The 24,465-nt window shown below is 37.2% G+C and carries 22 protein-coding genes; 11 read left to right on the top strand and 11 right to left on the bottom strand.

Features of this window, described 5'->3' with window-relative positions; all coding sequences use genetic code 11:
• Positions 1 to 8 precede the first annotated feature (8 nt).
• On the bottom strand, positions 9 to 1,418 hold the full coding sequence (locus CDOMF_RS05075) for a COG3400 family protein (protein ID WP_260953046.1): 1,410 nt from the start codon (positions 1,416 to 1,418) through the stop codon (positions 9 to 11).
• Between the two features lie 34 nt (positions 1,419 to 1,452).
• Here CDOMF_RS05075 and tgt point away from each other — a divergent pair, with 34 nt between their 5' ends.
• Positions 1,453 to 2,571 (top strand): tRNA guanosine(34) transglycosylase Tgt, encoded by a 1,119-nt coding sequence (gene tgt / locus CDOMF_RS05070; protein WP_260953045.1) that lies wholly within the window; start codon positions 1,453 to 1,455, stop codon positions 2,569 to 2,571.
• Between the two features lie 267 nt (positions 2,572 to 2,838).
• On the opposite strand, the gene CDOMF_RS05065 is transcribed toward tgt, so the two are convergent.
• Genes CDOMF_RS05065 through CDOMF_RS05055 form a run of 3 tightly spaced genes read right to left on the bottom strand, consistent with a single transcriptional unit; the run spans position 2,839 to position 7,315 of the window.
• The gene (locus CDOMF_RS05065) at positions 2,839 to 4,182 is read right to left on the bottom strand and encodes a TolC family protein (RefSeq protein ID WP_260953044.1); all 1,344 of its coding nucleotides are present in this window, start codon (positions 4,180 to 4,182) and stop codon (positions 2,839 to 2,841) included.
• Position 4,183: 1 nt separating this feature from the next.
• Positions 4,184 to 6,115, bottom strand: a complete 1,932-nt coding sequence (locus CDOMF_RS05060) for a MacB family efflux pump subunit (protein WP_260953043.1) — start codon at positions 6,113 to 6,115, stop codon at positions 4,184 to 4,186.
• Positions 6,116 to 6,118: 3 nt separating this feature from the next.
• On the bottom strand, positions 6,119 to 7,315 hold the full coding sequence (locus CDOMF_RS05055) for an efflux RND transporter periplasmic adaptor subunit (RefSeq protein ID WP_260953041.1): 1,197 nt from the start codon (positions 7,313 to 7,315) through the stop codon (positions 6,119 to 6,121).
• Between the two features lie 186 nt (positions 7,316 to 7,501).
• Here CDOMF_RS05055 and CDOMF_RS05050 point away from each other — a divergent pair, with 186 nt between their 5' ends.
• From CDOMF_RS05050 to CDOMF_RS05035, 4 genes are all read left to right on the top strand, one after another.
• Entirely contained in the window at positions 7,502 to 8,410 is a 909-nt protein-coding gene (locus CDOMF_RS05050) for an AEC family transporter (RefSeq protein WP_260953040.1), read from the top strand.
• A 71-nt stretch (positions 8,411 to 8,481) separates the two neighbouring features.
• Positions 8,482 to 8,733, top strand: coding sequence for a hypothetical protein (locus CDOMF_RS05045; RefSeq protein WP_260953039.1), 252 nt, complete (start codon positions 8,482 to 8,484; stop codon positions 8,731 to 8,733).
• Positions 8,733 to 9,395: a response regulator transcription factor gene (locus CDOMF_RS05040; protein ID WP_260953038.1), complete on the top strand. Its 663-nt coding sequence runs from the start codon at positions 8,733 to 8,735 to the stop codon at positions 9,393 to 9,395. The genes CDOMF_RS05045 and CDOMF_RS05040 overlap by 1 nt, the downstream gene beginning before the upstream one ends.
• Complete coding sequence (locus tag CDOMF_RS05035) at positions 9,388 to 10,554, top strand: sensor histidine kinase (RefSeq protein ID WP_260953037.1); 1,167 nt, start codon at positions 9,388 to 9,390, stop codon at positions 10,552 to 10,554. The genes CDOMF_RS05040 and CDOMF_RS05035 overlap by 8 nt, the downstream gene beginning before the upstream one ends.
• Here the strand turns inward: CDOMF_RS05035 and CDOMF_RS05030 are convergent.
• The 7 genes from CDOMF_RS05030 to CDOMF_RS05000 form a co-directional block, all read right to left on the bottom strand.
• Complete coding sequence (locus CDOMF_RS05030; protein WP_260953036.1) at positions 10,551 to 11,165, bottom strand: tetratricopeptide repeat protein; 615 nt, start codon at positions 11,163 to 11,165, stop codon at positions 10,551 to 10,553. The two genes, CDOMF_RS05035 and CDOMF_RS05030, sit on opposite strands and share 4 nt — an antisense overlap.
• A 9-nt stretch (positions 11,166 to 11,174) precedes the next feature.
• Entirely contained in the window at positions 11,175 to 14,195 is a 3,021-nt protein-coding gene (locus CDOMF_RS05025) for an efflux RND transporter permease subunit (RefSeq protein ID WP_260953035.1), read from the bottom strand.
• Positions 14,196 to 14,939 (bottom strand): efflux RND transporter periplasmic adaptor subunit, encoded by a 744-nt coding sequence (locus CDOMF_RS05020; RefSeq protein ID WP_260953034.1) that lies wholly within the window; start codon positions 14,937 to 14,939, stop codon positions 14,196 to 14,198.
• 1 nt (position 14,940) lies between these two features.
• A complete protein-coding gene (locus tag CDOMF_RS05015) occupies positions 14,941 to 16,221 on the bottom strand; it encodes a TolC family protein (protein WP_260953033.1) in 1,281 nt (426 codons plus the stop codon).
• Positions 16,222 to 16,318: 97 nt separating this feature from the next.
• Positions 16,319 to 17,053 (bottom strand): flagellar type III secretion system pore protein FliP, encoded by a 735-nt coding sequence (fliP, locus tag CDOMF_RS05010; RefSeq protein WP_260953032.1) that lies wholly within the window; start codon positions 17,051 to 17,053, stop codon positions 16,319 to 16,321.
• Positions 17,050 to 17,829: a flagellar motor protein MotB gene (locus CDOMF_RS05005; protein ID WP_260953031.1), complete on the bottom strand. Its 780-nt coding sequence runs from the start codon at positions 17,827 to 17,829 to the stop codon at positions 17,050 to 17,052. The genes fliP and CDOMF_RS05005 overlap by 4 nt, the downstream gene beginning before the upstream one ends.
• A gap of 5 nt (positions 17,830 to 17,834) precedes the next feature.
• Positions 17,835 to 18,602 carry a motility protein A gene (locus CDOMF_RS05000; protein WP_169974787.1) on the bottom strand — a complete coding sequence of 256 codons (768 nt, stop codon included), beginning with the start codon at positions 18,600 to 18,602 and terminating at the stop codon, positions 17,835 to 17,837.
• Between the two features lie 275 nt (positions 18,603 to 18,877).
• On the opposite strand from CDOMF_RS05000, the gene glmU reads away from it, so the two are divergent.
• Genes glmU through CDOMF_RS04970 form a run of 6 tightly spaced genes read left to right on the top strand, consistent with a single transcriptional unit; the run spans position 18,878 to position 24,464 of the window.
• The gene (gene glmU / locus CDOMF_RS04995) at positions 18,878 to 20,182 is read left to right on the top strand and encodes a bifunctional UDP-N-acetylglucosamine diphosphorylase/glucosamine-1-phosphate N-acetyltransferase GlmU (protein ID WP_260953029.1); all 1,305 of its coding nucleotides are present in this window, start codon (positions 18,878 to 18,880) and stop codon (positions 20,180 to 20,182) included.
• Positions 20,172 to 21,344, top strand: a complete 1,173-nt coding sequence (coaBC, locus tag CDOMF_RS04990) for a bifunctional phosphopantothenoylcysteine decarboxylase/phosphopantothenate--cysteine ligase CoaBC (protein WP_260953028.1) — start codon at positions 20,172 to 20,174, stop codon at positions 21,342 to 21,344. The genes glmU and coaBC overlap by 11 nt, the downstream gene beginning before the upstream one ends.
• The gene (locus tag CDOMF_RS04985; protein ID WP_260953027.1) at positions 21,341 to 22,024 is read left to right on the top strand and encodes a hypothetical protein; all 684 of its coding nucleotides are present in this window, start codon (positions 21,341 to 21,343) and stop codon (positions 22,022 to 22,024) included. The genes coaBC and CDOMF_RS04985 overlap by 4 nt, the downstream gene beginning before the upstream one ends.
• Before the next feature lies 1 nt (position 22,025).
• A complete protein-coding gene (gene uppS / locus CDOMF_RS04980) occupies positions 22,026 to 22,697 on the top strand; it encodes a polyprenyl diphosphate synthase (protein WP_260953026.1) in 672 nt (223 codons plus the stop codon).
• Positions 22,694 to 23,446, top strand: a complete 753-nt coding sequence (locus CDOMF_RS04975) for a prepilin peptidase (protein WP_260953025.1) — start codon at positions 22,694 to 22,696, stop codon at positions 23,444 to 23,446. The genes uppS and CDOMF_RS04975 overlap by 4 nt, the downstream gene beginning before the upstream one ends.
• Complete coding sequence (locus CDOMF_RS04970) at positions 23,439 to 24,464, top strand: LptF/LptG family permease (protein ID WP_260953024.1); 1,026 nt, start codon at positions 23,439 to 23,441, stop codon at positions 24,462 to 24,464. The genes CDOMF_RS04975 and CDOMF_RS04970 overlap by 8 nt, the downstream gene beginning before the upstream one ends.
• Position 24,465 lies beyond the last annotated feature (1 nt).

The raw sequence follows: 24,465 nt of genomic DNA, 5'->3' as shown, positions 1-24,465 counted from the left end.
TAAATTTACTAAGTTGTTGGTATAAAAATTTGGTAATTACCGCTAAGCTTAACATAAAGCCTGTTCATATCGTTTGAAATAGATGCCAAAGGATCTTTTCTGCTCATTTTTTTGGTAAATAGAACAAATTGCAGCAAATTTTCCTCGTTTTTTAGCTTTAATATCGGATTTTTTTCACTGTCCTCTATGATTTCCACCTTTCTGCCGAAAATTCTAGAGAGGTTGTCAAAGTGCTCTGCGAGACTTGAGTCTTTAGCCTTGCCAATAGTAAAATGATATAAAGAAATAGGGATATCAAGCTGAGAGCAGCAATCAAGAATAGCCGCAGACTGACTCTCTATATCCTCTCCGCCACTTAAAACAACGCCTTTTGAAATATCCTCTATCTTGTTTTTGCCTATGGTCATAATAGGCCTTTTTGTATCAAAAAACAGCCTTTTATTGGCTTCAAAAAAACTATTTGTAGTTATTAGCATACCTATATCGTGCTTTGTTACATCTTCTTTTATGATCTCGCAACTACTGGTAAAATAGTTAAATTCAACAACTATAGACTCATTGCTCATACTTCTTAGAGTTTCATAAACCTCATTTATCATAGAGTTTATCACTTTGATATAAAGTCGCTTGTTATTGAGCCTTTTGTTAAATTTAATACTTCTTGCGACAAGCTTTCTGCACTCATCTTCACTCATATTCTTCATATCTATCAGGGCATACAAATTTGATCCGAATGGGCTTGGAAACTGCCCCGTCTCTTTTTTAATGCTTCTAAATACGCTTAAAAGCACACTTGGCTCGCCGACTATGAGCAAGGTATCGTTTGGCAATATCATTGATGATGGGGTGGCGATCATAAAATTTGATCCACGATAAATCATAACTATACGCCACTTTTTTTGAGGTATGGATGCTACGTGACGATACATATATGAGCTTCCTACAGGCACCTTAACCTCCATTATCTCACCTCTTCCAAGTCCTACATTATCGGCTACCAAAGGCATATCAGGAAGTGAATCAATAAGCTTAACCGTCATAACATCTCTCTCGTCAAGAATCGTCAAATGTTTGTCTTCATCTATGCACTTATCCTCGAGCCCCCAAATATCCATAAGCAAAATATCGGTTTTCTTGCTAATTTGCCTTAAATTTTTATATACATTTACAGCATCAAAGCTATCATTTACAACTACCATAAACTGGCTAAAATAATCATTCACTACACCTTTTAATCTTTCAAAGCTAGTAGGATCAAACCGATAAAAAGAGAAATTTTCCAAGCTTAAATTTCTAGGTATAATATCGTCTTTATAAGTTATAACAGTATAATGATGTGAGCTATTTTTAGCCACAAACAATCTTTCTAAGAAATGTTTCGCTACAATTCCATCTGCAATTACCAAAATATTTTTCATAACTACTCCAAATTTAAAGGAATATTATAGCAAAATGACTTTTAGTATAGATAAAACGGACGGCAACGCACGCGCAGGCACTTTAACTACCGCTCATTCGACCATACAAACCCCCGTTTTTATGCCTGTAGGAACGGTCGGTGCCGTTAAGAGCCTGGATGCTATAGATATGATGGAAATTTTAGACGCCAAGATCATTTTAGGAAACACATATCACCTCTATCTGCGCCCGACAAGCAAGGTTGTAAAAGAGTTTGGCGGACTTCATGGATTTAGCAAATTTAACCGCTCTTTTTTAACCGATAGCGGCGGCTTTCAGGCGTTTTCTCTTAGTAAAATTTCAAAGCCTGACGAGCATGGGATCCACTTTAAAAGTCATATCGACGGCAGCTCTCACTACTTCACGCCAAAGAGCGTGCTTGATACGCAGTATGATCTAAATTCAGACATCATGATGATACTTGATGATCTTATCGCCCTGCCTGCTGAGGCTAAGCGGGCCCAGCTTAGCATAAGACGCACGATAAATTGGGCTAAAGAGGCTGTTGATTATCACAGGTCTAATCAGCAAAAAGGCATAGGCTTAACGCAAAATATATTTGGCATTATCCAAGGTGGAACCGACTACGAAGCGCGCAAATTTTGTGCCGAAGCGCTATGCGATATGGACTTTGACGGACTTGCAATAGGTGGCTTAAGCGTAGGAGAGAGCAACGAAGAGATGTATGATACAGTTGAAGGCGTGATACCATATATCGACGCAAACCGCCCGCGATACCTAATGGGAGTTGGAACTCCTGAGGATTTGGTAGAAAACGTGGAGCGTGGAGTTGATATGTTTGACTGCGTGATGCCTACTAGAAATGCACGAAACGGTACTTTGTTTACAAACTTTGGCAAGATAAATATAAAATCGGCCAAATTTATAAACGACCACGCGCCCATAGATCCTGAGTGCTCGTGCTATACTTGCCGCAACTACTCGCGCGGCTACTTAAATCACCTATATAAAGCGCGCGAACTTACATTTTTCCGCCTAGCCAGCCTTCACAACCTGCACTACTATCTAAATTTGATGAAACAGATGAGAGAGGCGATCATGCAGGGCAAATTTAGCGAATTTAAAAGGAATTTTTACGCCAAGAGGAGCTAAATCCTCTTGCGATATCTATTTTTTAAGTTTTCATATCTCTTGAGCGAATGAAATTTGATTGCCTTCTATATCATAAATATCAAAAACTAAGATGGTTTAATAATCAATAATAACACTTGTTTTATACCGATTTGATCTGGCTTGTTTCTACATTAGTTGATATCATCAATGTCTATTGCTATGGAGTTTTTGAGGCTCATCGCTATCGTAGCAGGATAGTTGCGACCAAAATCAAATAGCCACATCCCAGCTTCTAATTTTCTGCCCTTATTTAACCCTACCTGCCATAGCCTTATATATACTTATCTCATCTTGCAGCAGTTTATATCGCTGTAAGATGAGGTTGGAGCGAGCGTCAAGTTCGCTATTTTTAGCTTGCAAGTAGTCTTTTAGCTCGCCTTTGCCCGCATCAAATTTGAGCCTATAAATTTCGCTTATATCTTCAAAATTTATGGCTTGCTTTTCGTAATTTTTCAAAAGTAGCTCATCGTTTTTTAAATTTTTATACGCCGTATCAAGCTCATTTAGCGATTTTATCAAGGTTTCAAAGTAGTTTATTTTGGCTAGTTCAAAATTCGCCTCTGAAATTTTTAGGCTATTTTTAAGGCGAGAGTAGTTCAAAAACGGCAAATTAAGATTTAAATTTCCGCCTAAAAATTTAAGCGAAAATGCTTCACTTGCCTGATCACCGCTTCCGCTAAGGCTAGCTGCAATGCTAACGCTTGGATAAAAGTTTTTTTGGCTAACTTTTACATTTAGCAAGCTCTCTTCTATGCGAGCTATGGCCGCTTTTAGATCGGGGCGATTTGCGATAGCGTAAAGCGGCACGTCTAAATTTACACCTAGAAATTTTATATTTTCAAGTGAAATTTTGGCAAATTTAAACTCAAATTCCGGTCCTTCGGCAAGCAATATCCTTAAAGTCTGCTTGGCTAAATTTAGATCTTTTTGCGTGGTTAAAACTCTATTTTGAGCGTTTAAAAGCGAGCTTTGAATCTGCTTTAAAGATAGCTCTTCGCCTTTACCAAGCTCAAATTTAGCCCTAGTTATCGCTTCAAGCTCGCGGTAATTTTTAAGCGCGGCATCATAAAGCTCAAGACTTTCGTTTAGATATATGATCTCAAAATAGCTATCCACAACGCCATTTATGAGAGCAAGCCTTGCGGCTTCGGCGTCAAATTTCGTCGCATTTGCCTCCCAAAGAGCAGCGTCACGTGAGTTTGCAAGCTTTTGCCAAAGATCGATTTCATAATTTAGCGAAACACCACTTTTATAGCTTTTACTTAGCTTACCGCCTTCTAAATTTTTACTTACATCAGACGAGAAATTTGCACTAAAATTCGGGATCAAATTTGCACTTACGACGCCTGCTTGAGCCAAAGCTTTATTTATATTTATCGCTGCTTTTAGCAAATTTGTGTTGTTTTTTAACGCAAGCTCAACAAGCTCGTTCAGATAAGCTCTATCATACCCCTTCCACCACTCTTGTTCAAACTCAAAATTTCGGCTTAAATTTTCATCTAAAATAAGCTTACTATAGTCTTCATTTATGCTTTTTACCGCGCATCCGCTAAACAAAACCACAAACACAAATACCAAAATTTTCTTCATCTTATTCCCTTGAAAGAGCCTCTATAGGATTTAGCTTTGAGGCGCTTCTTGCCGGCATATAGCCAAAAACTATGCCTATAAAAGTAGAGGTAAATAGAGCGACTGCTATAGAGAGATTAGAAAATATCATATGAACTTCTGGTGAAAACTTATTAAACACATATCCTATCCCAAAAGACGCCGCTATACCGGCTATCCCTCCGATCACACACAGCAATACCGCCTCTATTAAAAACTGCTGTAAGATATCTCCCTGTCTTGCACCGATAGCCATTCTTATGCCTATCTCCCTTGTTCTCTCGGTTACTGAAACAAGCATTATATTCATAACCCCTATTCCGCCTACCAGAAGCGATATAAAAGCTATGCAAGATATCAGAAGCGTCATCGTTCTAGTCGTGCTCTCTATAGTCTTTTTTATGGTGTCCGAATTTCTTGTAAAAAAGTCCTTCTTTCCTCTTTTTGCAGCCAAAACCTCAGTCAGACTTCGCTCGGCGACCTGAGCATTCACCTCATCTTTTACTTTGACTGTTATGGAGTTTATAAACCTATCGCCGGTTATCTTGTTTATAACAGTCGTGTATGGAGTGTAAATTCTAAGCGTGCTTGAGTCGCCTATATTACTACTATATTTCAAAACTCCTATTATACGAAACGGACGTTTGTCAAAAAGTATAGTTTCTCCTATCGGATCGATTCCTTGAAAAAATTCATATTTTGTATTTTGATCTATGACTAAAACCGAAGCGGAGTTTTTTACCTCATCTTCATTAAACGATCTACCTTTTTCAAATTTATGCCCCAAGACATCAAGACTTTGAGCACCTCCTCCTCTCATGCTTGCCGAGGCTGATTTATTTCTATATGTCAACATACCGCTTGCAGTTGTATTTGGAGTAACACTATCAAGATAGTCTTGGCGAGATAACATTACCGTATCTGATATGGTTAGAGTCTTTACTATGCCTCTAAGATCGCTAAAACCCTTTCCAGGATATATATCTATGGTATTTGTACCTATACCCCTGATGTCTGATAAAATTTGCTGCTGAGAGCCCTTGCCTAGAGCTACTACGCAGATAACCGAAGCTATGCCGATGATGATGCCAAGCATGGTTAAGACAGATCTTAGCTTATGACTAAATATCGAATTTAACGACATCTTAAAACTCTCTATAAACTGATCTTTGTAAAAGCTTATGGCATTTTTTTGTTTGAGCTTAGTGGTTTTAGAAGGGAAAATTTCATCTTTTTTTGCTATGTCTTTTAAAATTTCACCGTCTTTTATCTCTATGATACGATTTGCGTAGGCCGCGATGTTTGCATCGTGAGTTACGATGATTATGGTGTGTCCCTCCTTATGTAAATTCGTTAAAATTTCCATCACCATTAGCCCGCTTGCACTATCAAGCGCGCCTGTGGGCTCATCGGCTAAGATTATCTCGCCTCCGTTCATAAGCGCTCTTGCGATACTTATGCGCTGTTGCTGTCCACCGCTTAGCTTATTTGGAAGCGAATCAAGCTTGTCATCTAATCCTAATCCGCTTAAAATTTTAGTCGCTCTTTCCTCTCTATCCTTTTTTTCAAGCCCCGCATAAACGCTAGGCAGTGATACGTTTGATAGCGCATTTAAAGTTCCTAATAGATTATATCTTTGAAATATAAAGCCAAATTTATTACGTCTTAGATTAGCAAGTGAATCCGAGTCAAATTTAGCCACATTGTCCCCGTTTAAAAGATACTCTCCACTTGTCGGACTGTCAAGGCAGCCAAGGATATTCATAAGCGTTGATTTGCCTGAACCGGACTGCCCGATAATAGCGATAAATTCGCCCTTTCTTATATTTAAATTTATATTTTTAAGAGCATCGAAACTATTTTCACCAAGCTTAAATTTCTTGCTTAAATTTTTAAGCTCTATTAATGAACTCAAATTTTACCTGCCTCTTATTCTTTTATTTTCGCGCTCTATCATCTTGTTTATTTGATCGGCCGAACTCCTTGAGGTAATAACTCTTTCGCCATCTTCTATACCGCTTATTATTTGAGATTTTATACTATCGCTAAGCCCCACCTTAACCTCTCTTGTCTCTATTAAGCCGTCATCTTTTAGCACCTCTATCACCATCCTTGAATCTTGCTTTTTGATAGCCGTATTTGGCACTATGATCGCATCTTTTACGCTTTTAAGTATGATGACATTTAAGGTTGTCATACCTATGCGCAAAATTTCATCCCGATTATCTATAAGAGCGTTCGCATAGTAATATATTGCAGATGAAGCGGAGTTAGAACTACTCAATGACGATTTTTGGCTGTATTTGCCGTTGCTTAGAGTGGTAAGTCCAGGGTCAATGGAGCTAATTTCGGTATAAAATTTCTTATTTGGTTCTGAAAGTATAGAATACTCAACCTTTGAGCCAACCTTTACTTTCGTGATGTCGCCCTCTGCTATCTCCATTTTTAGCTTTAGCTTCGTTAGATCCGCTATATTTACGATGGTCGGCGTCGTCTGGTTTGAATTTACGGTTTGACCCTCTTCAACCTGAACCGATACGATAGTGCCCTCTTTTGGCGCAACTATCTTAGTGTATCCCAGATCGATCTGAGCGGTGTTTAGAGAAATTTTAGTCTGAGCTATCTGCGCTTCTATCTCTTTTACGTTTGCCTTTGTAACGGCAAGAGAATTTTTGGCATTTTCAAATTCTTCTTTTGAGGTTGCGTTTTTACTAAAAAGCTCTTTTTCGCGGTTAAATTTACTCTCTGCAATCTCAAGAGCGACCTTTGCGCTATTTAACTTCGCTTCATAGATTCCAAGCTGAGCTCTTTTAGTATCTACGTTATTTTGCTGAGTTGCGGAGTCGATCTCTGCTATCATGTCGCCTGCTTTTACCTTATCGCCCAGCTTTACATATAGCTTTTTTATCTGACCGGAAACCTGCGCACCCACGTCGATAAGCTCGTTTGCGTAAATTTCGCCGTTGCTATCTATGCTTTTGCTTAGATCTCCTCTAACGGCGACAGATGTTATAAACTCATCTTTTTTCTCTTCTTTGAAATATTTTTCATACGCAAAATAAAAACAGGCGGAAAGAATGGCTAAAAATATTATAAATTTGATTATTTTTTTCATACTATTACTTTGAATTTTTAAATTTAAATCAAGTATTATATTAAAAATTTTGTAAAAAATACGTTAAATTCAAAAATTTTTAATATACAAATATTAACTTTATTAATATTTACAAAAGAATTTTTATTTTTATTTAATAACCATTACCATATAATTTTGGCTTAAATTTAAAAGATAAAGAAAATTATGCTTACTCCCCTGCTATCAATATTTATTCTTATAGCTTCCGGATATTTTGCAAAAAAAGTTAAAATTTTCGAGCAAAAGCAAGCGAGTATTTTTATAGATTACGCACTATGTTTTGCTCTGCCCGCATTGATATTTGATAAAATTTATCACGTAAGTATAGATAAAACTCTCATAAACATAATCCTGGCAGGCTTTTTATCCTCGTTTGTAGCCGCTTTTATCGTGTTTTTTATCTGCAAGGTGTTTAAATTTAGCCAAGCTACAGCCATTAGCGCTTTATTGCTGGCGATGTTTGGCAACACCATCTTTATCGGTATGCCTATCATCACGGGCTTTTTTGGAGAAGATGCTTTAAATGAAGTTATATTTTACGATCAGTTCGCCACATCCATACCCATATCAATACTTGGCCCATTCATACTATCTTTTGGAGCTCCCGCAAAGGTCTCTTTGGTTCAAAACACGATAAAAGTGCTTAAATTTCCGCCATTTATCGCACTTATAGCAGGTCTTATACTAAGAGGTATCGAGCTTCCTTCAGTTATCTTTACCGCGCTTAATCTTTTTAGCCAAAGCGTTGTTCCGGTCGCCCTTTTTGCTATAGGTATCGGACTTGGTTTTAGAAGCATAAGAAGCTCATATAAAGCCACTTTAATCGTAATCGCAGGCAAAATGCTAGTAGCTCCTCTTATATTTATCCTTATAGCTTTAATATTTAGCGTTGAATTTAGCCCTAAATGGCTCATAGGAATTCTTCAGTGTGCCATGCCGCCGATGGTTTTAGCAAGTGCGATGATAATGAAGGCAAATTTAGACAGTCAGCTTGCAGTTTCAGCCGTAGCTACAGGCGTTGCATTTAGCTTTATCAGTCTTCCTTTGGTATATTTTATCTGCGGATTTTTGTAATTTTTTATATTTCACACTCACTTTATACTTCTTGGTTAAGATTTCAGCATAATTTATCACAAGGAGACAAAATGAAAAAGTTAGTTTTAGTTGCGCTTGGCGCTATGTTTATGGTTGGTGGCGCTATGGCGGCAGATATGAAAAAAGATGATATGATGTCAAAAGATATGCCGATGGCAAAAGAGATGAAAGATGATATGAAAATGCACAAAGACGAGATGAAAAACGACATGAAAAAAGATATGTCTGGCAAAAAAGATGATATGATGATGAAAAAAGATGAAATGAAAAAAGAGATGAAAAAACCTGAAGGCATAATGTAATGACAAGAATTTTGCTCGTAGAAGATGATGAAATTCTAAGCGAAATGATAACCGAGTATCTAAGCGAGAGAGATTATAATATAACCGCTTGCATAGATGCTAAAACCGCTCTTGATCTAGCCTATGAGCAAAAATTCGATATCTTGATACTTGACGTTAAAATTCCTAAAGGCGATGGATTTTCGCTTCTATCGTCTTTAAGGAAGGCTGACGTAACTACGCCTGCTATATTTACGACCTCCCTAAATACTATAGAAGATCTTGAGGTGGGCTATAAAAGCGGTTGCGATGACTACCTCAAAAAACCCTATGAGCTTAAAGAGTTGCTTTTGCGTATCAAAAATTTACTTAGGCGAAATTTCTCACATACAAACGATGACTTTATCGAAATTGCCGACGGGTTTAGATTTCACATAGACAGCAAAACAGTTCAAAAAGACGGTGAAAACGTAAATATCTCAAACAAAGAGAGCGAGCTTTTAGCGCTATTTTTACAAAACAAAAACAAGCTTCTTACAAAAGAGATTATATATGATAAAATTTGGGGATATGACGAAGAGCCAAGCGAGCAAAGTTTGCGCGTATATATAAGGACTTTACGCCAAATTTTAGGCAAGGACAGCATCATAAACAAAAGAGGTGACGGCTACATCTATGTCTGAAAAAACCAAGATAATATCTAAAATTTTATCCCTCTATCTAATCACCAGTGCGCTATTTTTAAGCTATTTTTCGATAAACGATTACAAAATGGCAAAAGAGGCACTTATCTCAAACGAAGCAAAAAATCTTAAAGAGATAAAAATGGGAATTTACATGAAAGCCAGCATGAACGGCATAAATTCCGCCGCTGCACTCATGCAAGAAAAACAAGTAAGCGCGTGTATCGTCTCAAAAGAAGGTAAGATAATCTATCAAGACACTGAGTGTCTGCAAGATACCAAAAAAAACGTAGCGTTTTTAAAAGATGGCAAGGTAGTCATATACGAAGCACTTCAAAGCATGGAAAGCAATGCTACCGGAGAGCTCTCAACGGCAAATATATTGCTTGAAGGAAGAGATATAAGAAGCGATTTAAATCTCTTAAAGCTTAAAAATTTAGGAAATTTACTTCTGATACTTACAATTATCATGGTTATAGCCTACTACTTGGCAAAGCTTTCTTTAGAGCCGCTTCACGCCAAGATAAATGCGCTAAATCGCTTCATAAAAGACTCAACGCACGAGATAAACACGCCCCTTAGCATAATAATGATGAGTATAGAAACAACCGATAAAAACACGCTTAGCAGCAAAAATTTAAAACGCCTTAATAACATCGAACTGGCAGCTAGAAGCCTAAGTAATATCTATGAAGATCTTACCTACCTATCCTTTAGCAAAAGCGACGCAAGCAAAAAAGAGCAGATAAATTTAAAAAATCTATTTAACGAACGGCTTGAATATTTCGCTCCGTTTTTTGCCAAACGCTCAATCAGCCCGCAAATAAATTTAAGCGAAGCGAGTATAAACGCAAACCTCTATGAGGTAAGAAGAATGATAGATAACCTCATCAGTAACGCTATAAAATATTCAAATGTAGGCGGATTTGTAAGTATAAATTTAAGCAAAAATGAATTTGCCATCACAAATAGCGGCGAAGGTATCAGTAAAGAGCAGCAAAAGAAAATTTACGATCGCTACACACGCTTTAACAACGACCAAGGCGGATTTGGTATAGGACTGAATTTGGTAAAAAGAGTTTGCGAAAGCAACGATTTAAGCATAATTTGCGAAAGCGAGATCGGTCAAAACACGACTTTTAAAGTAAGCTGGAGCTAAAATTTATCCTCAAGCAAGGAGAAATTTTTACACCCTACTTCATCGCCAAGCTCGCAACCCATCTTATAATACTTCCTAGCCACATCTCTGCTACCGCCCTCAACTCCTAAAGAGAAATGATGCATACCGCCTAAATTCGTACAGCTCTTTGAGTGCTTAAGATCTATACAGGCTTTTTCATAGAGCTTTATAGCTCGCACGAAATTATGTCCCGTCTCGGTGCCTAGTCTATATGAATTGCCTGCATTATAACAGCCGTATTTGCTATTTAGCCTGCAAGATTTTAAAAAGAGGTTTAACACTTCCGCATCGTTTTTATCATCACCAAATCTCTGATAAAGCGAGCCAAGATTTGAGCAGGCTACCGCAAGGTCGCTCTTGCAAGCCTCCTCATAGCAAATTTCAGCACTCTTAAAATCATCCGCAAGCTCAAACTCAACACCCATATCGTTACACTCGCTTGAGGTTTTATCCTTGCAGATATGCTCTTGCTTGGCTTCAGCATTGTTTGATTTACTATGTAAATTTTGATTTTTAGCCGGGCTTAAAGAGGCACAACCGCTAAATAAAATCCCGATAAAAACAAGCAGATAAAAGGCTCTAAAGCTCATTTTGGATCCTTAAATTTGATCTCTTTTGTAAATTTTGCCGATAAATTTATCTATCTTATAGGTTATTCCAAACAGCGCAGGCACCAAAAACAGCGTAAGGATAGTCGAGCTAATAAGTCCTGAGATGATAGATATAGCCATAGGTGAGTTGCCCTCATATCCTGCGCCTCTTGAAAGAGCAAGCGGAAGCATCGCAAATATCATCGCAAAGGTTGTCATCAGTATCGCTCTAAGCCTCTTTGAGCCCGCCTTTATGATGGCTTCATTTACATTCATGCCCTCGTTTGCGTATCTGTTTGCAAAGTCCACAACCAAAATGGCGTTTTTACCGACCATTCCAAATAGCAAAATCGCTCCAACCATCACAAAAAGACTGAAAGAATTTCCGCTTAGATAAAGCCCCACGGCAACTCCGCCAAAGGCTAAAGGCATGGATATCATGATGATAAAAGGCATGATAAGGCTCTCATAAAGTGCAGCTAGTATCATGTATATGAGAATTACACTAAGGCTAATCGTAAATATAAACGCCTCATTAGTATCATTCATAAGCTCGATAAAACCCGTCATGCGGTAATCATACCCCTTTGGCAGTATGCTTGGAATTTGCTCATCGACAACTTTTTGCACGTTATCAAGCGGGATGTTATCAACGTTTGCTACGATTAAAATTTGGCGCTGTTTGTTAAATCGCATGATCGATGAAAAGGTCTTAGTAAGCTTAAAATTTGCAACCGAATTTAGCGCGATAGCTTCACCGCTTGCACTTCTGATATGCAGCTTTTCAAGTGAAGTTATATCCTTTCTATACTCGTCATCAAATCTAAGCATTATGTCGTATTGGTCATTGCCATCGTCAAAAGAGCCGAGGAAATTTTGCCCAAAAGAGCCGTAAACCACCCTTGTGATATCATATTGGCTTATACCAAGACGCTTGGCTTTTTCTTTATTTACCGAAATTTCAAGCTGATTTATCCTATCTTCGTTGTCGCTGCTTATATCGACAACTCCGCTAACGCTCTCTAAAATTTTCCTAGCCTGAGATAAAATTTCATCAAGTTTTTCTAAACTATCACCCGTGATAACTAGCTGCACAGGCTCGTTTGCTCCGCCTGCATCAACCATAGGAAGGGCTGAAATTTTGATATTTAAACCATCGATCTTAAGCTTCTTTCTATACTCTTCCATGATCTGAGGCTGCCTATCTTTGCGCTCTTTTATATCTTTTAATTTAGCGTAAATTTTAGCCTTAAAAGCATCCTTAGCGTCGGTATATCCTACAAGCATATAGGCATAATCCACACGTGGGTCTTTATTTAGCTCATCAAGCACGACCGAGGACTTTTCACTCATAGCAACAAGTGAAATTCCGGGCTGGGCTTTAATGAAAATTTCAAATTCGCCATTATCTTCAATAGGCATAAAATCCATGCCGACTTTCATGGCAAGGCTCATGCAAAGCGCAAGCAAAGCAAGGCTTAAAACCACAAATAGAGTTTTAAATTTTAAAATAATCGCCAAAAGCCACGCATAGCCGTTTTCAAGAGCGACGAAAAAAGGCTCCGTAAGATGAAAGAATTTGCCCTCTTGTGCGTTTAAAAATCTAGCGCCAAGGCTTGGTATAAGCATTATGGAAACGAAAAACGATACGGCGATACCGCCCGCTACGCTCATGGCAAAGGAGTTAAAGTATCTGCCAACAATGCCTTCCATGAATGCAATAGGCACAAACACGCAGAGTAAAACAGCACTTATGGAAAGAACGCTAAATGTTATCTCGCCAACTCCGGCAAAGCTTGCTTTTAACGGGTTTGTCTCGCCTTCTTGCATCTTTTTTGAGATATTTTCTATAACAACTATCGCATCATCGATAAAAATTCCAATTCCAAGTGTAAGCGCGATTAAAGTAAGGCGATTTAGGTCAAATCCAAGCATATCGATGATAAAAAACGTCCCGATAATGCTCGTAGGTATGGAAAGCGCCGAGATAACAGTGGAACTAAAATTTCTAAGAAAGAAAAAGACTATAAAGATGGTTAAAACAACGCCAAGAACCATATCAAAGCCAACTTGCCCGATGTGCTTTGTGATGTTTTCGCTGTTGTCAAAAGCGATCTTTAGCTCATACTCTTCGCCCACGATCTGACTTAACTCATCTATCTTGGACTTTACGTTTTCTATCGTGGCTAGCGCATTTACACCGCTTATCTTTAAAAGCTCAAGCATGACGCCTTGCTTGCCGTTCATCACGGCGATACTGTCGGTATCTTGTTTGTCAAGCTCTATGCGTGCGACATCCTTTAAAAACACTCCGCTAGCAAGCCTAAGCTCCTTAAGCTCCTCTATACTCTTAGCGTCAAAACTGCTCTTTAAGAAAAGCTGCGAATTTGCGCTTTCAAGCTTGCCAAGAGGAGCTTTTAAATTTTGAGTTTTTATCAAATTTGCAATATCATTTGCATTTAGCCTAAATTTATCAAGTTTAAAAGGATCAAGATAAATTTTAACCTGAGGCTCTAAAAAACCCACATCACCGACTTTACCTATCCCGTCGATTCGCTGCAAAAAGGGCTTTACCTTCTCATCCACAAGCTTCATAAGCGCAACCTCGTCACCGCTCTTTGAGCTTACGAAGATATTTAAAATTCTATCTCCCGTTCCTTTTATCTTTTCTATCTCGCTTCTGCCTTCAACGCCAGCTTTACTAACTTTATCGCGCACGTCATCGGCAGCTACATTGATATCTTTTTCAAGATCAAACTGTATAAGCACCACACTTAGATTATTGTAGCTGTATGAGTGAATTTTATCTATGCCGTCGATCGTGGAGATCTCATCCTCGATCTTTTTTGTCACTTTTGATTCGATCAGATTCATATCGCCGCTTGCGTAGGTAGTGATCTTGATAAGCGGAATTTCAATCTCAGGAAAGAGATTTACGGGCATTCTTTGCAGTGACATGACGCCAAAAACAACAAGCGACATAAATATCATGAGCGTAGTTATGGGACGGTTTATGGCAAATCTATACATCTATTTCACCACTATATAGCCTTCGCCAAAAAGCCCGACGGTAAGTGCTTCCGCATAAACTTCGGCATAAATTTTACGCGTTTTTGTATCCACCTTAGGATAGATGAGAGCTATCTTGCCCACCTTTTCCTCGCTTGAATTATCAAGCCTGTATCTAAACTCGCTTCCTATCTTTACTGCGTCTTTAAATTTCTCATCAAAGCTAAGCACGAGCTTAACCTCGGGATATGAAAAGATACTAATGAGCTTTTGAGCCACTCCTCCCACGCCCTCGCCTACTTCAACGCTTTTTTTGGATATCACTCCGTCATAAGGTGCTTTTAAAAGCTTGTTTTCAAGCATTTCGTTTGCATTTTTGATAGCGATTTTGGCTTTTTGCACTGCCAAACTAGCTCGCCTAAACTCAAATTCGGCGTCTTCGTAGGCTTGTGCGGATGTGACGCTTTTTACTTTTTTAAAGCGATCTAGGATATCTTTGGTGTGTTTAAAAGCCAAATTTGCAAGCTCCAGATCATTTTTAGCTGCTTCAAGCGCGATCTTTTCGCTTTCGTTTTCAAGCTCAACCAGCACATCGCCCTTTTTAACCACGCTTGATACATCGACATTTACTCGCTTAACGATACCAAAGCTCTTTATGGCAAGCTCTGAGCTATGCTTAGCCACTACGTCAAAATTTGCATAAATTTGCTCGTTAGCGCACAAAGCCACGCAAAATGCGATTAAAATTTTTAAAATCTTACCCATATCAATCTCTCACTCGCTTTAAAATTTCCTCGCCGTTTTCGTATAAAAACTCGGCTTTTTTTATCTCGTACTCATCTTTGCTTAGCTCAAGTCCGCTTTTTGCCTCAAATTTAGCCGTTAAAGCCTGCAAAAACTCCACATATCCGCTAAGTCCCGCTTCGTATTTTTTAAAAACTGCCTCATAAGAGCTATCCGCAGCCTTTAGTGCCAGCTCATGAGCTTTGATCTTTTCTTTTAAGATATTTAGCTCGTTTTTTAAATTTTTTAAATTTATCTCGTTTTCAAGGCGTTTTTGCTCTAAATTTAAAGCCGCTTGATTTGATTTTATCTGTTTGATCTGCCTTTCCTTATCGGTTGAACCAAAATCAAAAATTTTCCAAGAAAAGCCAAGTGTTATCTCATTTGTCCTATGTCTTTTTTTAAAGATAGTATCAAGATATGGCGTGATAGCGCGAAAACGCGGATCAAGCGAAGAAAAGTCGTTGTCAAAGTCATTTCGGTAAAATGAGTATGTATCTTTGATGAAAACTTGCGGAAGCGTAGCAGAGTCTGCTATCTTTATATCCTCTCTGCTTGCTTTAAGCTCCTCTTCAAGCACCTTTAGACTCGTTTTACTTGAGGCTTGCGCCAAATTTGGCTCATCTATCCTAGAGCCCTCTTTTGGGGTTAAAATTTGATTTGTAAGAAGATTTATCTTGCTGTTTATCTCATCTTGCTTTTGTTTATAGCTTAGCGCTTCAACCTTTGCGGCATGAAATTTAGCCTTGATCGCTTCAAATTCATCGATCGCGGCAAGCCCTGCGGAGTAAAATTTCTCAAGTCTATCAAGAGCGTTTTGAAGGTATTTTATCTGAGCCTCTTTTGCTTTAATTATCTCGTTTAACGCAACAAAGTTAAAATAAAGCCTTGAAATATCAAGTGCAAGAGAGTTTTTAAAATCCTCATTTTTTAAAATTTCGCTTCCGTGCAGGTGTTTAAGCGCAGTTAGGCTAGCTTCCCTCTTGCCTCCATCATAAAGCAAAAGCTCAATGCTTGCTAAAATTTGAAGGCTCTGCTTTGGAGTTAATATACTTGGATCTAGCAGGTGGTAGTTATATCCGCCCTTTATGCTTAAATTTGGCAAGTACGCACTATTCACGCTTTCTTGTTTTAGTCGGGCGATTTGAGGCTGCATGTTTGAAATTTGGGCTAAATTTGAGCTCTGGGCTAGGTTTATGATCTCGCTTAGACTGCTTGCACTTAGACTTAAACCAAGAGCGAGCGCCAGATAAGCCTTTTTCATACTAAGCTCCGCTATGGCTTAGATGTTTAATCGGAAGATAAAATTTATACTTAAATGCCATCTTTGCCATCCTTTTTTCAATTTTAGCACTAAATATCTAATGAAAACTCCGCACTAAATTCATCACAAGTAAATTCCATCCGTCCACAAGCACGAAGATAAGCAGCTTAAAAGGCAGCGAGATCATCGTAGGCGGAAGCATCATCATACCCATACTCATAAGCACCGAACTTACAACCATATCTATAACCAAAAACGGCAAGTAGATCAAAAACGCTATCTCAAAAGCAGTCTTTAACTCGCTTATCATAAATGCGCTCATAACTATCGTTAGCGGGATATCATCGATGTTTTGAGGGTTTGGCAAATTTCTTATGCGGAAAAACAGAGCCAAATCTTTTTCGCGAGTATTTTTTATCATGAAGTCTTTAAACGGCTTAACTCCCTCTTCAAACGCAACCTGATAGCTTATCTTTTCGTCCAGATATGGCTTTACTGCTACTTCATAAGACTGCTTAACCACAGGCTCCATGATAAAAAAAGTAAGTACCATAGCAAGCGAGATAAGCACGGTAGATGGCGGCATCTGCTGAGTTCCCATCGCTTGGCGCAAAAACGAAAACACGATGATAAGGCGCAAAAAACTTGTCATCATAAAGACAAGCGAAGGCGCAAGAGTAAGTATGGTTAAGACTATTAATACATTTAGCGAGGTTACTAACTGCTGAGGTGTATCAGGAGCCGTTAGGGTTAAATTTACCGTCGGGATAGTTACAGTATCATCGGCAAATAGCACAAAAGCGACCGATAATAATATCAGTACCTTTTTCACTGAGCTCCCTGCATGTCAAGTATGCTTTTTTGCGTTTTTTCTTTATTTTTAGAATTCATAGATATGAAGTGAATTTCTACTCTACGATTTTTCTCCCTGCCTTGCTCTGTTGTGTTTGGAGCAAAAGGCTCAAATTCAGCTTTAGCTGAAGCCATCAGTTTTTTAGGATTGACTCCATTTTTGATAAGCTCATCAACTACACTCATGGCTCTTGCGGATGAGAGTTCCCAATTGTTTTTATATATACTTAGACTATCTGGCGTTTGATTATCGGTATGCCCTATAACGTTTGCTACGATATCTTCGGGAAGCCTATCTATCACCATAGAAATTCGTCTCAAAAACAAAATCGCATCATCGTTTTGTAAAGTTGCTTTACCTTTTTCAAACAGTAAACTTGCAGGCAATCTTATGATAAATCCATCCTCGCTCTCTTCAAATGATACTTCCGGAGATCCGCTTGCATGCAAAAGCTCATTTATGGATTTTACAGTCTGCTGAAATTTTGATTGTATATCGGTGGTTGGTAGCTTTGCAGCGGAGTGAAATTCCTCATTTTGCTCAGCCGCCACATCAGGTCTTCTTCCGCCTTCAAGCACGCCCAAAGCTCCGCTAAGCGAGCCTATAGCCGCCTCAAGCTTTTTGGCATCCATAGTACTCATAGAAAGAAGAAGGACGAAAAAACATAGTAAAAGAGACATCAAGTCACCAAAAGATGCAAGCCACGCCGGCAAACATTTAGGACAATCAGCCGGATCAATTAGTTTTTTAGCCATTTTTATTACCTATCAAACTGACTTACTCTATCTTTTGGCGGCAAAAAGGATAAAAGTTTTGTTTCAAGAGTTCTTGGGTTGTCACCTGCTTGAATAGCCATAATACCTTCGATTATTATTGTTTTAGCAAGGCTTTCATCCTTATCGCGAATGCTAAGGATATTTGCCACCGGAGCTCCTAGTATGTTTCCTATCATCGCTCCATAAAGAGTGGTTATCAAAGCAACAGCCATAGATGGACCAATCGCCGAAGGATCTGACATATTTAAAAGCATCGCAACAAGTCCGATTAGCGTTCCTATCATACCCATAGAGCCTGCAAAACCTGCAACCTGATCAAAAATTTTAATATTATCAGTATGTCTTGAGCTGGTTTGCTCCATATCTATTTCAAGCAAAGCTCTAATGGCGTCTGGCTCATTACCATCTACAGCCATAGAAAGGCCCTTTTTTAAAAATTCGTCAGTTTCGTTGTTAGCGTCATTTTCAAGAGCTAAGATTCCATCTCTTCTTGCTTTCGTAGAATATTCAACCATTTTTTTAACTATTTCAGGAAGATTAAAAAGTTTTGGCTTAACTGCAACACCATAAAACGTAAACAGCTTTTTCATCTGCTCCATTTTAAAGCCAACTAATAGACAACCAGCAGTTCCTCCAAAAACAATCATAACAGATGGAATATCTATATAAGGACCGATACCAACGCCTATGGCCATCGAGCCAAATAGCAAAACCATAATCAAAATCCAACCAACAACGGTTCCTAAATCCATTCTAAACCCTCTTTGCAGTTAAAATTTTTTACTATTTTAATTTCTTTTAGTTGAAAAGCAGTTAAAATTTGATTAATATTAGCTCTTTTTTAAATTTTTATAGATATAGATAAAATATATTGATAATGAAATAGAAACGCTATCTTGTCTTTGAATAAAATTAGTAATAATTATTAAAGTTGTATATTAATAATTAAGATATTAGTTAATCAACTATTTAGCAACTACAAGATAAAATTTATTTCAAATTTTTAAAAACACCTCGAGGAATTAAAATGAGCAATATAGGCGTGGTAGTGCTTGCCGCAGGTCTTGGCACAAGGATGAAATCAACAAAGCCAAAAGTGCTTTTCGAGCTTTGCGGAGAGGCTATGATAGTGCATATTTTAAGAAAAGCCTACGAAATAAGCGATGATGTAAGCGTGGTTTTAAGCTATCAAAAAGAGATTGTAGAGGCTAAAATAAAAGAATTTTTCCCAAAAATAAAAATTTATGAGCAAAATTTAAAAGAGTTCCCTGGCACGGCAGGAGCTCTTAAAGATGTTTGCCTAACAAGTGAAAAAACAATCATAATGTGCGGAGATATGCCTCTTGTAAAAACAAACGATCTGATAAGACTAAGCTCGGCAAATGCCGATATATCCGTGAGTATCTTTGAAGCAGCAAATCCTCAAGGATACGGTAGAGTCATAATGAACGGCAGCACCATAGAAGATATAGTCGAGCAAAAAGACGCAAGCGAAAGCCAAAGGCTAATAAAAAGCGTTAACGCGGGTTGTTACTGCTTTAAAAGCGAGGCTTTAAAGAAAATTTTACCTCTCATACAAAACCAAAACGCACAGAATGAATATTATTTAACAGATGCTATTAAAATCGCAAATAAGCTAAATTTAAAGTGCAGTGCCGTCTTGGTGGATGAACAAAATTTTATGGGCATAAACGATAAATTTCAGCTAGATATAGCTCAAAATTTGATGCAAAAAGAGATTAGAAAAAAATGGATGCAAGCTGGCGTGCTGATGCGTCTAAGCGATACTGTTTATATCGACAGCAGGGCAAAATTTGAAGATGAGTGCGAGATAGAAGAAAACGTCAGCATAATTGGAGAGTGCGTTATCAAAAACTCTAAAATCAAGAGTTCAAGCGTGATAGAAAATAGCGTGATAGAAAACTCTGACATCGGACCTCTAGCACATATTAGACCAAATTCTCATATCAAAAATACTCATATCGGAAATTTTGTAGAAGTAAAGGCCGGTAAGTTAAACGGCGTAAAGGCTGGGCATTTAAGCTATCTTGGAGATTGTGAAATAGAAGAAGGCACAAACGTAGGATGCGGAACCATAACTTGCAACTACGATGGCAAAGCAAAACATAAAACAAAAATAGGTAAAAATGTATTCATAGGTAGCGATACTCAGCTGATCGCGCCTGTAACCGTAGAAGATAATGTATTAATAGCGGCCGGAAGCACAATAGCCTCAAATATCCCAAGCGGTGCTCTTGCCATAAGTCGAACAAAGCAGATTAATAAAAGCGGATTTTTCTATAAATTCTTTGGCGCAAAAGATGAAAAATAAAAAAATTTTACTAGCTGTTTGTGGCTCCATAGCCTTTTATAAAGCCTTTGAAATTCTATCCATACTTAAAAAAGAAAGTGCGGACGTATATGTGATGCTTAGCGACGGAGCGCTTAAATTTTGCTCTTCACTTGGCTTTGAAGCACTTAGTGATCATCCGATTTTAACAAGCCAAAGTGAAAATTGGCAAGCCGGGCTTAATCATATAAACTATGCCAAAATGGATCTGATTTTAATCGCTCCAGCATCCGTAAATACAATAAATAAGCTTGCAAACGGAATTTGTGATAATGTATTTATGCAGACTCTCATAGCCTCAAATGCTCCTATTTTAATAGCTCCTGCGGCAAATACAAAGATGATAGAGCATTTCTCTACTAAAAATAGCTTTGAGTTTTTAAAATCAAATGGGATTAAATTTATTGATCCGATAGAGAAAACTTTGGCATGCAAAGATTTTGGAAAAGGCGCGTTAGCTGATGCAGAAACAATAATTTACGAAGTAAAAAAATCTTTAAACGAGCCAAAATTTGAAGGCAAAAAAGTTATAATAACCGGCGGAGCTACTATAGAAAAAATCGATGATGCAAGGGCTATTACAAATTTTTCAAGCGGTAAGATGGCAAAGGCTCTTGCTGACGAGTTTTATTTCGCTAGTGCTGATGTAACACTAATAGCAAGTTTTGAAACAAACAAAACTCCATATCAAACTATAAAATTTCAAACATCTCAAGAGCTAAAAAGTGCTATAGATGAAAATTTACAAAACGCCTATATGCTTGTAATGACTGCTGCGGTAAGCGACTATATCCCAAAAGAAAAATTCACTGGCAAGCTGAAAAAAGAGAGTCTTGGTAGCAACTGGGATTTAAATTTAAGGCAAAATATAGATATTTTAGGCTCTTTAAAAGAGTTTAAAAATGTTAAAAAAATAGGCTTTAAGATGGAAATGGATGCAAAAAACGCCTTGACAAACGCTAAAAATATGTTAAAAAATAAAAATTTAGATGCGGTATGTTTAAATGTATTAGATGATGAGGTAAAATTTGGCTCGGATGTAAGTAAAATATGCTTTATAACAACATCGGAAACTAAAGAGATAACTCTAAATTCAAAACAAAATATTGCAAGAGAGATCTTAAATTTGGCCTATAATTTATGATAAGTTCGATATCAAAAATACAAAAAATAGCAAGCGGAAATAAAAGTGCTATCATGCTTAACGCCTCACTTCCGGTAAGCATAAAAGTATTGGAAAAAACTGGCTTTAATAGATATAATTTAAAATTTGCAAACAAAACCCTAAGCACAAAGAGCATGAAAAATCTAAAAATAGGCGGAGAATATTGGTGTGAAATAGGCTCGGGAAGTGAAAATATAGTGATAAAAAATCTATACGAAAAGCCTGATTTAAAAGCCCATAGTGCACTTTCAGACGGATTGAGTATTATAGAAAAATTGATAATAAATGATAATTTAAACTGGTTTTATGAATATATATTTTCAAATTTAGCATCCTGCGAGACAAAAGAGAGCTATGAAATTTACGTAAATATGCTATTTGCTTTACAAAAAAATATCATACATATTCCGTTTTTTTATAATGAGCATTTAGGAATTTTTCAGATGAAAAAAGATAATGAAAAAGCTCAAATTTATCTTATATTTTCAAATTTCGCTCCGCTATTTTTCAATATAAAAAACTCTCAAATCTTAAATATAACAACGCCTTTTGAAAAAGTTGCAAGGTTTTTAAAAGAGAAATTTGAGTGCGATGTAAATATCGGGGTATTTAACGAACTTTATACTCAAAGCAGCTCTATAATCGATTTTAAGGGATAATTTGAATAGTTTAAAACATTTGGCGATTATAATGGATGGCAATGGCAGATGGGCGAAAAAGCAAGGGCTCATACGCACAAAAGGACATGAGGCTGGCGCAAACGTAGTCGAAGCCATGTGCGAGTTTTGTATAAGAAATGATATAAAAATTTTAAGCCTATACGCCTTTAGCACTGAAAATTGGAGTAGACCAAAAAGTGAGGTTGATTTTTTAATGGATCTACTTTTAAAATTCTTAGTTTCAAAAAAAGAGAGCTTTATAAAAAATGAGATAAATTTTAATGTGATCGGCGATATAATACCTTTTAACGATAAATTAAGAGATGAAATTTCAAATTTAAAATCACTTACTAAAGACAATAAAAAGCTAAAGCTAAATTTGGCTATAAATTATGGTGCCAAAGATGAAATTTTAAGAGCTCTTAAAAGAATGCAAGAGCAAAATTTAGATATTAATGAAGCGAATTTAGAAGCGAATTTAGATGAAAGTGAACCTATTGACCTACTAATTAGAACTGGTGGAGAAAAGAGACTTTCAAATTTTATGCTTATTCAGGCAAGTTATGCCGAGCTTGCATTTACCGATACTCTTTGGCCGGATTTTACAAGTTTGGAATTAGAAAAAATAGTTCAAAATTTTTATCAAATCAGTAGGAGATTTGGCGGGTTATGATAGGTGCGATATTTTTTATTTTAGGTGCGGTTATCGGCTCTTTCGGAAATGTTTTGATATATAGAATGCCAAAGGGCGAAAGTATAAATTTTCCAGCATCTCACTGTCAAAGCTGTAAAACTCCGCTTAAATTCTATCACAATGTGCCGATACTTTCGTGGATCTTTTTAGGTGGAAAATGCGGATTTTGTAAGGATAAGATTAGCTTTCAGTATCCTTTAGTCGAGTTTTTAAGCGGTATATTAATGCTCTTTGCATATTTTATTGAAATAGAGCTTTATGCGGCAGTGATAATTGGCACCTGCTTTATTATCCTGCTTTGTCTTAGTGTGATTGACTTTCGATACAAAGCCGTCCCGGATCCACTTTTATTTACAAGTCTTATTTTGGCTCTTATTTATGGAGCTTTACCCATATTTGGCGAGAGTGGCGACTTTGATAGATTAATTAGTGCAGCAATTTTTATGTTCGTATTTTGGCTACTTAGACTTGCCGTAAGCTTCATCATGAAACGTGAGGCTATGGGAAGTGCGGATATCTTTATAGCAGGAGTTATGGGGGCGATTTTAGGTATTAAACTTGGGCTTATGTCGATATACATGGCGGCTCTTTTGACGCTACCCGCATACATGATAGTTAGAAAAAGAGGATACGAGCTACCATTTGTGCCGTTTTTAAGCCTCGGACTACTTATTGTTTATCTGCTAAAACCTCAATTTTTAGAACTTTTGGAAAAACTTTATGGGTAGAGTGAATAGCTATCTTTTTACCAATTTTATAAGCACCTTCGCTTCGCTATTTTCTACACTATTTCTGATAATGTCGATAGTATTTTTTATACAGATAGCACGCATTACCTCCTATATCGAGATAACCTTCTTTGAACTCTTTAAGCTATATCTATTTATGCTACCTCGTATACTGCTTTTTACGATACCGATAGCATTTTTCGTATCTTTAGCGATGACGCTTTTTAGACTATCTAAAGAGAACGAGAGTATTGTGATCTTTACTTTAGGATACTCTCCAAATTTTATTGCTAGATTTTTTATGTTAATTAGCTCTATAGTTTCGATTTTTCTACTAATCACGGCCATAGTCCTAATCCCTACGGCGGCTGAGCTAAACGGAAATTTTATAGAGTATAAAAAAACTATAGCCAAGCTAAATTTAAAGACAACTCAGTTTGGGCAGAAATTTTCAAACTGGATGATATATATCCAAAGTCAAAAAAACGATATCAACGGCACTACATATGAGGGTGTAACCCTATATTCGCCACAAATTAATGCTCAAAGGCTAATTATCGCCGAAAACGCAAAGATAATAAACAATAGATCAAATTTGGAACTTAGACTAAATAACGGCAAAATTTACGATATAAAAGATGATGTATGGCATCAGGCCGATTTTAAATATATGAAAATAAACACTCTTTCTAACGATAAAATTTCAAAAACACGCTCTTTTTTAGAGTATTGGAGCGATATCAATACAAACAAAAAAAAGGCGAGAGATTTTACCACCTATGTTCTGATAGCGCTTTTTCCGGTTGCTACAACGCTGTTTTCCTTAAGTTTTGGAGTAGTAACCTATAGATATGAAAAAGGATTTGTATATTTTGGTACTTTTGGAGTTTTGTTTGCCTATTTTGCAATGATTATGATGTTATCTTCAAAGCTTTTTATAGCAATTTTATCAATATTTTCTCTATTTTTAATAAGCTCGATGCTATTTTACAAAAAAACGATTTTAAAAAGATATTAGA

The organism is Campylobacter sp. RM16187 (assembly GCF_025319965.1).
Taxonomy (GTDB): Bacteria; Campylobacterota; Campylobacteria; order Campylobacterales; family Campylobacteraceae; genus Campylobacter_A.
This window is presented reverse-complemented; position numbering and strand designations above follow the sequence as displayed.